Origin of the sequence: Paenibacillus sp. FSL R5-0636, from assembly GCF_037974255.1 — a bacterium.
Lineage (GTDB): Bacteria > Bacillota > Bacilli > Paenibacillales > Paenibacillaceae > Paenibacillus_AQ > Paenibacillus_AQ odorifer.
On record NZ_CP150232.1, the window covers coordinates 2,622,309 to 2,631,218 of the forward strand.

The following is an 8,910-nucleotide window of genomic DNA, read 5'->3' on the forward strand; positions in this document are numbered from 1 at the left end:
ATGATAAATATAGAGAAACGCTACAAGAGGAGAAATGAGATAATGACCCCCGAGAATCAAATTGAACAATTTAAGAAGCTTAAGCACGATATCACTCGTTTCATGTTGATTTATAAATTTGCATTGGATGAGATGGAAACAAAGATTGAGATCCTAAAACAGGAGTTTCAGTCTCTGCATGATTACAGCCCAATTGAACATACCAAATCGCGTATTAAGTCACCAGAGAGTATCATGAACAAAATGCTGCGCAAAAATGGTGAATTATCGCTGAATTCAGTGAAAAATTGTATTAAAGACATCGCTGGTCTGCGGATCACCTGTTCTTTTATCTCTGATATCTATCATGTTAGTGAGATGCTTCAGAAGCAGGATGATCTAACGGTTCTTGAGGTAAAGGATTATATTAAGAATCCTAAACCTAACGGATATCAGAGTCTTCATTTGCTGATTCAAGTCCCTGTTTTTATGTCCGATCGCCAGGAGCTTGTCTGTGTAGAAGTTCAAATTCGTACCATTGCTATGGATTTCTGGGCAAGCCTCGAACATAAAATCTTTTATAAATATAATAAATCAGTACCTGAGAGCATGACTCGTGAGCTGAAAAATGCGGCGGATGCCGCCCATGCTCTTGATCTGCAAATGGAGCGTCTGCACCGAGATATAAAAGAAATTAAAGACGATGATGAAGATGATCTTAGCTCTTTCGAGGAGGAGCTTCGCCGTATAGTGGTTCATAATAAGCAGTTCACACTTCCAGCTAACTTTATTAAACTGCTTGACGATAAATAAGCTGTTTTGTCCGCCTAGAGTTATCCGTTTCGTTTCGGGTGACTCTAGGTTTTTTCTTGTATACATCATTGCCATAGATAACTAGAATAGAGTATTCTCAACTAGAAGAGAAAGGTTACTTCAGCTTCATCATTTTTACATAAAAGGAGAATGAAGATGAGCGAGCGTACACTTCGCGCCATTACTGTGAATCAAATCGGATATCCGCTGGATGGAGAAAAAATCGCAGTATTTACAGGTGCTGAGCATGATTTTCAGGTAGTTGATGTTGATAGCGGGACTATTGTGTTCAAAGGTAGTTCAGATGCTGGAAGATTTGATAAAGCCAGTGGAGTAACTTTGCACACAGGTGATTTCTCGGAGGTCAAGGCTGAGGGAAGATATCGGATTGAGCAGGGCGAGGGTGTAGCTTCGGCATCCTTTACAATCTCAGATCAGCCTTATCATGAGCTTCAACAGGGCTTGCTGAAAGCTTTCTATTATTATCGCTGTGGCGTTGGATTGACTGAAGAATATGCTGAAGATTGGAAGCACAAGGCGTGTCATACCGTAAAAGGGATTGTATATGGGCAACCGGATCTTCAACTAGACTGTTCGGGTGGCTGGCATGATGCAGGTGGCTATGCCAATGCCTTGATTTGTCAATGGAATTGCGGTTTTTTCCCACATGCTTCCCACATCAAAGTCCATTTAGTAATTCTTCGAACTTTTCAGAAGCTTCCGTTTTTAGTTTTTTAGTTACATGCATATAAATCGCCCTGGTTATGTCATCGTTTTTATGGCCAAGGCGTTCTTGTATTACTTCTAGAGATACCCCAGCTTCCGCCAATAATGAAACATGAGTATGTCTTAGTGAATGAGGTTTTAGGTCCGTTGATAATCCGGCAAGTTTCAGAAAGACCTTCATTGTGTCACGCATTCGCTTGCCTGATATTTGATAGCCAGGAAACGTTTTGGTGTTAATAAACACAAACTCGCTTTTTTCATAATAAGTTTTTCTGACGGACATTTTGTACTGCTTTTGCCAATATGATTGAGCGTCAAATATAGAAATGACACTACTGGTTATACTAATTTTTCGCTTCGATGATTTAGTTTTTGGTGTACCGACATTCATATCTGTGGTTTTGCCCGAATCAGCTAGAGTTTTTGTGATAGAGATTTGTTTTATCTCCTTGTCCAAGTCTCTCCATTTAAGCGGACATAACTCGCCTATTCTCATACCTGTATAAGCAAGTACATAAAAAAAATGGTAATCCTGTTCGGTTCCATGCTCTTTGATTATTTTTAAAAAGTGGACTAGCTCCTCTTTCTCCATGTAGTTAGGTATTTCATTTTCATTCTCAAGCTGTTCAACGGTCTCTTGGTATTTTGGTACCTCAATGCCTTTGGATGGGTCCGTCTTTATGACTCCGTTTTCCATTGCATAAGAAAAAACCAGTTTAGTTGAAACGTGAATGTTATTAATAAAGTTTTGGCTTAAACCAATAGTTTTGTTTTTCTTTTCAACGAGTTTAAGGGAATCCAAAAAATCTTGATATTGTTTTTTTGTGATATCTTGAATTCTAGTGAATTTGAATTGAGCGCGCGACCGCTTCAAGTTTCTTTCCCTTGATTCTATCGAAGATCCTTTTTTATTTCTTGCACTGTAATGCTTAAGGAATTCTTCGCAACAATCATCGAATGAAACTGATTTCTTTTCTACGTATGTTTTATTGTTGAGTTCTTCCTTGATTTTAATTCCTGCAGTGAATGCTTCTAGAGCCGTAGGAAATGGATCGGATTCTTTTTGCTTTCGTTTGCCTGTTTTAGGATTGATGATATCATAGCGAAAACGAAACACACCGCCTCTTTCACGAACCCCAGGGTATTTTATCTCTTCAGGTTTTTGCTTTGGTTTTCTTGGCATTTTCAACTTCACCTCCCTTCATATGTAAATTAGTTAAAATTTAGCGTTTGGTGGCGACATGAACCAAACCATTTTGCCCATTATTCGCAGGTTTTGAGTTTCTGGTGAAGTGAAGTTTTGAGCGACGTATTCAGGATTATAACTATCGGGCTCAAGAACAACAGTGTTATGTAACTTGAAAAACCGCTTTAGTGTAGCTTCGTATCCATTTACTTGAACAGCAACTACATCCCCATTACCAACGTCCTCGCCATTATAAGGATCAATGAGAGCGTAAGCTCCATTAGGAACAACCTTATTCATGCTTTCACCGTTTACGCGGAGAAGAAAGGCATAAGGATACCAACTCCCCACGTCCTCAGGGATTTCTATGTATTCTTCTACCGGTATTGCTTCAAGAGGTACACCAGCCGCAATAGATCCGTAAAGCGGAACAGTAATGGATTTTCCTTTGACCGGAATTGCCCCTTCTGGTAAAGCTTTTTTAAGTGTATTACGCACTTCATTTTCTTCAACCGAATCATCAATAAACTCAAGAGGACTTACCCCGAAGAGATTAGCTATTTCTTTAATTTTGGATAGTGGCGGAGAGATTGTTCCATCTTTCCATCTACTAACTGTTGAGCGATTAACATCTAATCGTCTCGCTATTTCAGCATCTGTTAAACCAGATTGTGTTTTCAATCGTTCAAACGTTTGTTGAAAAACATCTCTTTCCAATGTTCTAACCTCCTAATGTTGTTTACTATACAACAGAATTGCGTAAAAGACAACAAAATTGTTGCCTTTAGTTGAAGATAAATATTAACATGATAAAATAGTTGCATTTCGAGCAACACGGATGTATATTATTAGTGCGAGAGGAGGGCTGAATTTGAGCAAAAAATTAGACCTGCATTCCGATCCTACGCAGTACGCTGAATTACTTTATCTTCGTAAGACGATTAAGAAATTCAATGCGAATGATATGGCTGTTGCTGTTGGAGTAAGCGCTGAAACATATCTTCGCGCGGAAAGAGGTGGGAGAGAGTTTACTTTAGGGGAGGCGGTGAGGATAGCAAACAAACTGGAAATGCCGGTTTGTGATGTATTTCCAAAAATTTTTAATTCAAATGTTGCTTTTTAAGCAACAGTAAGTGAGGAGCAATTATGGAAATCGAAACATTACCTGAAATTTGCACTCCAGAAGAGGTAGCTGAGTATCTTAATGTCGCTAGAAGCACGATTTATGCTTGGTGTGCTTCTGGTGACCTCCCAAGTATAAAAATGCGAAAGGTAATACGCATTCGGAAAGCTGCCTTGCTAGAATGGATCGCTGAACATGAGAGGGCAAGCTGTAGTTCTCAGGTGTAGCCCTATCAGCCATCATAACCGCATTATAGGGTTTTATACCCAGTAAGGAGCAAATCAGATGTTTAGACGACAGGCGCTCAAGAAGAAGGCCGCCCAAGAGAAGGCGACCTTGTTGGTTTCGATGAAAATCAACATCAAGACTGGAAAATTAAACATAACATTAAAAAGTGAAATCAACCCGGCGATTGCCGAAGAGTTACGCCGCACCTCTGAACGTTTAGTTGATCAATACGAACTGGTCAATGGACGTTATTATGCAAAAACTGAATAAGTTTTCCGCCTGATACCGGTATGTTAATCTCCACCTCAGTTTTAAGGATAACTGCATTATCTTCTTTTAGGACAACTCTCGCAAGAATTTGCGAACTCCTAGAGAGCAACAGAACCTCATTGTCTTTGGGAGAATGGAAAATAACCGAACCCGGCAAAAATGATTCGATTTCCCAATCGCCAATAAACATGGAAGTTGTGTCAGTCATGTAATCACCTTCTTCCTTTGAATTGTAGTCTGGACAACTTTCATTCTAAAGGCAGAGGGAAGATTTGGAAAGGAGACACTCCATGGACAACAAGAAAAGTAGATACCCTGATATGACAACTATATTTCAAAACTGTTTGAATCGTGGTTGTACGCCAGAGCAAATTCAAGACTTTACTGACCGTACTCGTCGTAACTGGTTGAATAATCCAAGTATGTTAGCACTCATTGATGACTTAGAAGTAAGGTATATAACTTCTCTAGGTGAAGGTAAGGAGGTTTAGTTACGTGACAGTAATCATATGCAGTACAGTCAGATGCCCTTATCCCAATTGTGGTCATACAGGTGATGTAATCACAGTCAATCATTGCCGCACTGCTCATGAAATGGAGCGCAAAGAACTGTTTGGGAGATTCGGTAAACCGCAAAGTATCGGATACGATCCTCAAGCCGCAAACAAGAATTTAGAAGGACATACGCCAGTTCAACGGTTAAATATCGGATACCCTAGTGACTCCATTAACGCGAAAGATAGGAGATCAGCTAGGAGTAAAGGGAGGTAGCGATTCATGCATAAACAAATTGTTAAGGAGCCAGTTACAATTGACAGCCGTGAAGTAGCAGACATGATGGGTAAACGTCATGACCATCTTTTATATGACATTCGGAGATATGCAGAGATTTTGGACTCCCAAGATCTCGGGAGTCATCAATTTTTCATTCCAAGCCATTATCTCAATGCACAGAACAAAGAACAGCCTAATTACCTCTTGACTCGTAAAGGTTGCGATATGGTAGCCAATAAAATGACAGGAGAAAAGGGTGTGCTCTTCACAGCTGCTTATGTGACTAAATTCGAAGCTATGGAAGAAAAGATCAAGAATCCATTCGCTGGGGCTAGTAAAGAATTACAAGCAATTCTGATGCTGGATATTCGAACTAAAGAAATGGAAGATCGGGTAGAGCATTTAGAAAACCGCATAACGATTGATTACGGGCAGCAACGAACACTAAAAAAGGCAGGGAACAAACGAGTTTTAGAAATCGTGGGTGGAAAGAAATCAGCAGCCTATAAGGATAGCAGCCTTCGGACGCAAGTATATTCAGCGCTGTGGAATGAATTCACTGAGTTCTTTGAGATCAATTCATATAACAACACATTCATTAAAGATTACGATCGTGCGCTTCAATACGTTCCGCTTTGGAATCCACCCAATAACCTAATGAGACAGATTGAACAAGCAAACGGTCAAATGTTGTTTTGATTTAACTAAGAAAAGGAGGGATCTTGTGGACAAGCATATTGTTGCTGAAGATCTTCGCGAAGAGGTTGCATTTTGGAAGACAGTTGAAGATGATGCGTTGTTACGGGGAAGAGAAATAGATTTTAATATCTATCTATTTGCTGCTCAAAATCGGCGGGAATGTAGGGATAAGTTGCTGAAAGTCTGGGATGAAATCGCCTTAGACAAGTTCCGAAATGGCCGATTAAATGAAAAACAGCCCACCGGGGTAGGAGCCGGGGAGCTAGTCACGTGCAAAACAAATTTAATTAAGGACAGTCTATCAGCATTTGGAGGAAAAAGCAATGCAAGCTAAAGATTGGAATTTACCTATGGTAGATGTAACTGGACGAAAATATGAGGTTACAATCCAATCTACAAGTTTATTTAATGCAGTTTTATCTATGCATAAGCGCCAACCCTATGCCGATCCCATCCTTGATGGGATGGATTTCACAGCTCAAGAACGTGCAGCAATAGATCACTCTAAATATGTAAAGGACATGCGTGAAGAGTCGCTAGACCTTGTTTCAAAAACGATGAATTATCCGGAATGGATGAGAACTCCAGAACAAAGGAGAAGAGACTTTTTAGAGCGTCAGATACAGCGTGAGAAAGTAACTTCAGGCTGGACCAACGGTAATTTTAGCTGTCTAGCCTGCGAGACAATTATTCCTGAAGGCCAGGTACATCTATCAGCCCATGGCGGTCATATCTGTAATTATCATTGCTTCGGTAACAAATTAATAAGAGATCGAGTGAAATCAGATGGACATTGATATTAAGCAGTATATCAAGGATATCAAGATACTACGTGCCCAAGCTGATCAGTACGATGGGAACGCCCCAGGCGCGGACATTATGAAGATTGAACTACTGACTAAAGCACATATGCTCATGGGACGCGTGGCAGCTGTGAGAGAGGGGGAGTATTGGCGGATATACGCACTTCGGAAATCCACCTATGCTCGCGCCAAGATGGAACCAGGCCCCGGAGATAAGGAAACACGCGCTGAAATAGCTGTAGAGGAACTGAGGATGTTAGAGGCTGAAGCTATGGAAGAAAGAAAGATGTGGAAAAACGAGCATGAGTCTCTGTTACAACAACTATTTGAACTACACCTGAAGGCTAATCGCGAGAATAGGACTCTAGGAGGTGGACTTTGATGGCTAAAGTAGATTCGAAACGCGTGGCGGAGCGTGCACGGATACGCCTAGAACTGAGAATTGCCTACCAAGACCAATCAAACTATATACGAAAATGCGGCAAGCCGTGTTCCAAGAGAAATAGAACGATAGAAGGATTAAGGATAGCGCTGAAACGGATTGATAAACGTTCTATCGAGGCGGAACCTGAAGAGACTATGAAAAAAACAAAGCAAACAACACCTGAAAAGGAGAGGCCGCACAAAAAAATTATTGGGGTTTGTGTCTGTTGTAGAGAAAGAATTTACTCGAAGAAAAATGTCTATGAGTATCAGGGTGCATGGTACTGTTCGCGTAACTGCCGGGATATAGCAATTGATGCTGGGTAGTTCATGAAAATGTAAAAGTAAGCAGGTGGTGAAATGGACGGCTGGATCAAACTACATCGAAAGATTATAGAAAGCACCATTTGGGATAAGCCGCCGCTGTATCTGAAGGTCTGGATGTATTTGCTTATCTCAGCGCAACATGCTCAATACAAGGGGCTTAAACGAGGGCAAATTAGTACCTCTATACCCGATATCATTGAAGCTTGTAAATGGCATGTAGGAGCCCGAGTAGAACGGCCGACAAAGGACCAAGTATATCAGGTTTTGAGCTTTCTACGAAAACCCGATGGAGGGGGTCACGAAAGCGACACGGAAGCAACGATGATTGCAACGACGAAAGCAACGCACGGAATGCTTGTAGAAGTGCTTAACTACAGCGTTTATCAAGATTCTGGTGAGGACGAAAGCAACGACGAAGGCAATGACGAAACGGACGCGAAGCCTAAGCGAGAGCAACGGCAACCCAACAATATAAACAAGAATGTAAAGAATGACAAGAATGAACAAGAAAAAGAATTAAAAAAATCTTCCTCTCAGAAAAACGCTAAACGCGTTTATTCCGAGGATGACCGAGTCTATAAACTGGCTAAACGATTTCATGAATTGGCCTATGAGAATGCTCTCCAACTTGGGACAAGCCATTTAATCAAGGAGCCTAACTTTCAGAACTGGGCGGACACATTCAGATTGATACTTGAAAGAGATAAGATCCCAGAGGTTGAGTTAGGCGAAGTTATCAAATACGGTCTGAACGAAAACTTTTACCGGACTATCATTTTTAGTCCAACTAATTTGAGAGAACAATATCCGAAAATACTAACCCATATGAGAGCACAACAGCAGACAAACCGAAATAGCAGTACACCGAGTGGAAAGCCAAAGCTTGAAATTACAACAAATGCCGGTGCTAAATCGGTTAGCGCTGAAGAGTTAGAACGTTCAATGCAACGGGCAAAGGAAATGAAAGCGGCGAGAGAAAGAGAACAGAAGGAGGCAAAACATCGATGACCTTTCTTAATTGTCGAACTGACGCTGAACTTTTGCAGATCATAAACGATGAATCACTTGACTATGACATACGAATCCACGCAACTAAAGAACTCATAGCTAGAGAAAAAATAAAAAAGCTTATAATGCTACTCGTCAATCGCAAGCGAGAAAAGGTGTGGTGATTATGACTGCTGCTGAACGCCGGGAGAAGTACTTGCTAAATGAATTCGATAGAATCTTTGAATCCTTGGAATATCGACTTTTTGAACATCTGGCCGCAGCTGACCATATCGTAGCTAAAATTATCTCAGAGGCATCTACTGCAGGTGTAGGGTTATCAACTAGTCAAAAAGTTGTACGGGCAAAGATTGAAGATATGATTGACCAAATAGCTGAAAAACGTGAATTAGAAACCCCAAAAAGAGCGAGGAAAGATTCGAAATGACACATTACGAGGTTGGTAAGAAATATAAAAAGATCGTAACAGTAATGAAAATCAAAAATGAAGTACCAAACATACTTAATATCGATGGTATGAACTATGTACTTGATTCTAGAGCTAATAGAAA

16 protein-coding genes are annotated in these 8,910 nt (G+C 40.5%); 14 read left to right on the forward strand and 2 right to left on the reverse strand.

From position 1 onward, the window contains the following. Positions 1–42 precede the first annotated feature (42 nt). Both MKX34_RS11525 and MKX34_RS11530 read left to right on the forward strand, forming a co-directional pair. A complete protein-coding gene (locus MKX34_RS11525; protein WP_036689808.1) occupies positions 43–792 on the forward strand; it encodes a GTP pyrophosphokinase family protein in 750 nt (249 codons plus the stop codon). Positions 793–948: 156 nt separating this feature from the next. After that, entirely contained in the window at positions 949–1,530 is a 582-nt protein-coding gene (locus MKX34_RS11530) for a cellulase N-terminal Ig-like domain-containing protein (RefSeq protein WP_076296319.1), read from the forward strand. Here MKX34_RS11530 and MKX34_RS11535 read toward each other — a convergent pair. Further along, a complete protein-coding gene (locus MKX34_RS11535) occupies positions 1,472–2,701 on the reverse strand; it encodes a tyrosine-type recombinase/integrase (RefSeq protein WP_076138845.1) in 1,230 nt (409 codons plus the stop codon). The two genes, MKX34_RS11530 and MKX34_RS11535, sit on opposite strands and share 59 nt — an antisense overlap. Positions 2,702–2,734: 33 nt before the next feature. After that, the gene (locus MKX34_RS11540; RefSeq protein WP_076138846.1) at positions 2,735–3,421 is read right to left on the reverse strand and encodes an XRE family transcriptional regulator; all 687 of its coding nucleotides are present in this window, start codon (positions 3,419–3,421) and stop codon (positions 2,735–2,737) included. Positions 3,422–3,575: 154 nt separating this feature from the next. Between MKX34_RS11540 and MKX34_RS11545 the strand changes: the two genes are divergently transcribed. The 12 genes from MKX34_RS11545 to MKX34_RS11600 all read left to right on the forward strand — a co-directional run bounded on the left by MKX34_RS11545 (position 3,576) and on the right by MKX34_RS11600 (position 8,786). Continuing rightward, a complete protein-coding gene (locus MKX34_RS11545) occupies positions 3,576–3,827 on the forward strand; it encodes a helix-turn-helix transcriptional regulator (protein WP_076138847.1) in 252 nt (83 codons plus the stop codon). Positions 3,828–3,850: 23 nt separating this feature from the next. Then, positions 3,851–4,054, forward strand: coding sequence for a helix-turn-helix domain-containing protein (locus MKX34_RS11550; RefSeq protein ID WP_076138848.1), 204 nt, complete (start codon positions 3,851–3,853; stop codon positions 4,052–4,054). A 58-nt stretch (positions 4,055–4,112) separates the two neighbouring features. Then, positions 4,113–4,325, forward strand: a complete 213-nt coding sequence (locus MKX34_RS11555) for a hypothetical protein (protein ID WP_076138849.1) — start codon at positions 4,113–4,115, stop codon at positions 4,323–4,325. Between the two features lie 290 nt (positions 4,326–4,615). After that, positions 4,616–4,816 carry a hypothetical protein gene (locus MKX34_RS11560; RefSeq protein ID WP_076138851.1) on the forward strand — a complete coding sequence of 67 codons (201 nt, stop codon included), beginning with the start codon at positions 4,616–4,618 and terminating at the stop codon, positions 4,814–4,816. A 4-nt stretch (positions 4,817–4,820) separates the two neighbouring features. Beyond that, positions 4,821–5,096 carry a hypothetical protein gene (locus tag MKX34_RS11565; RefSeq protein ID WP_076104494.1) on the forward strand — a complete coding sequence of 92 codons (276 nt, stop codon included), beginning with the start codon at positions 4,821–4,823 and terminating at the stop codon, positions 5,094–5,096. A 6-nt stretch (positions 5,097–5,102) separates the two neighbouring features. Continuing rightward, positions 5,103–5,798: a Rha family transcriptional regulator gene (locus MKX34_RS11570; RefSeq protein ID WP_076138852.1), complete on the forward strand. Its 696-nt coding sequence runs from the start codon at positions 5,103–5,105 to the stop codon at positions 5,796–5,798. A gap of 25 nt (positions 5,799–5,823) precedes the next feature. Further along, positions 5,824–6,132 (forward strand): hypothetical protein, encoded by a 309-nt coding sequence (locus tag MKX34_RS11575; RefSeq protein ID WP_076138853.1) that lies wholly within the window; start codon positions 5,824–5,826, stop codon positions 6,130–6,132. Continuing rightward, positions 6,122–6,595, forward strand: a complete 474-nt coding sequence (locus MKX34_RS11580; RefSeq protein WP_076138854.1) for a hypothetical protein — start codon at positions 6,122–6,124, stop codon at positions 6,593–6,595. Before MKX34_RS11575 ends, MKX34_RS11580 begins: the two co-directional genes overlap by 11 nt. Continuing rightward, on the forward strand, positions 6,585–6,983 hold the full coding sequence (locus MKX34_RS11585; RefSeq protein WP_076104498.1) for a hypothetical protein: 399 nt from the start codon (positions 6,585–6,587) through the stop codon (positions 6,981–6,983). Before MKX34_RS11580 ends, MKX34_RS11585 begins: the two co-directional genes overlap by 11 nt. Beyond that, complete coding sequence (locus tag MKX34_RS11590) at positions 6,983–7,351, forward strand: hypothetical protein (RefSeq protein WP_076138855.1); 369 nt, start codon at positions 6,983–6,985, stop codon at positions 7,349–7,351. The genes MKX34_RS11585 and MKX34_RS11590 overlap by 1 nt, the downstream gene beginning before the upstream one ends. A gap of 33 nt (positions 7,352–7,384) precedes the next feature. Continuing rightward, positions 7,385–8,359, forward strand: coding sequence for a hypothetical protein (locus tag MKX34_RS11595; RefSeq protein ID WP_076138856.1), 975 nt, complete (start codon positions 7,385–7,387; stop codon positions 8,357–8,359). 166 nt (positions 8,360–8,525) lie between these two features. Next, on the forward strand, positions 8,526–8,786 hold the full coding sequence (locus MKX34_RS11600) for a hypothetical protein (RefSeq protein WP_076138857.1): 261 nt from the start codon (positions 8,526–8,528) through the stop codon (positions 8,784–8,786). Positions 8,787–8,910: the final 124 nt, after the last annotated feature.

What these genes read in the sequence shown, in the direction of transcription:
- MKX34_RS11535 (WP_076138845.1), bottom strand. Translation starts at nt 2,701, where the DNA reads ATGCCAAGAAAACCAAAGCAAAAACCTGAAGAGATAAAATACCCTGGG.
- MKX34_RS11550 (WP_076138848.1), top strand. Translation starts at nt 3,851, where the DNA reads ATGGAAATCGAAACATTACCTGAAATTTGCACTCCAGAAGAGGTAGCT.
- MKX34_RS11560 (WP_076138851.1), top strand. Translation starts at nt 4,616, where the DNA reads ATGGACAACAAGAAAAGTAGATACCCTGATATGACAACTATATTTCAA.
- MKX34_RS11580 (WP_076138854.1), top strand. Translation starts at nt 6,122, where the DNA reads ATGCAAGCTAAAGATTGGAATTTACCTATGGTAGATGTAACTGGACGA.
- MKX34_RS11525 (WP_036689808.1), top strand. Translation starts at nt 43, where the DNA reads ATGACCCCCGAGAATCAAATTGAACAATTTAAGAAGCTTAAGCACGAT.
- MKX34_RS11590 (WP_076138855.1), top strand. Translation starts at nt 6,983, where the DNA reads ATGGCTAAAGTAGATTCGAAACGCGTGGCGGAGCGTGCACGGATACGC.
- MKX34_RS11555 (WP_076138849.1), top strand. Translation starts at nt 4,113, where the DNA reads ATGTTTAGACGACAGGCGCTCAAGAAGAAGGCCGCCCAAGAGAAGGCG.
- MKX34_RS11585 (WP_076104498.1), top strand. Translation starts at nt 6,585, where the DNA reads ATGGACATTGATATTAAGCAGTATATCAAGGATATCAAGATACTACGT.
- MKX34_RS11600 (WP_076138857.1), top strand. Translation starts at nt 8,526, where the DNA reads ATGACTGCTGCTGAACGCCGGGAGAAGTACTTGCTAAATGAATTCGAT.
- MKX34_RS11570 (WP_076138852.1), top strand. Translation starts at nt 5,103, where the DNA reads ATGCATAAACAAATTGTTAAGGAGCCAGTTACAATTGACAGCCGTGAA.
- MKX34_RS11595 (WP_076138856.1), top strand. Translation starts at nt 7,385, where the DNA reads ATGGACGGCTGGATCAAACTACATCGAAAGATTATAGAAAGCACCATT.
- MKX34_RS11530 (WP_076296319.1), top strand. Translation starts at nt 949, where the DNA reads ATGAGCGAGCGTACACTTCGCGCCATTACTGTGAATCAAATCGGATAT.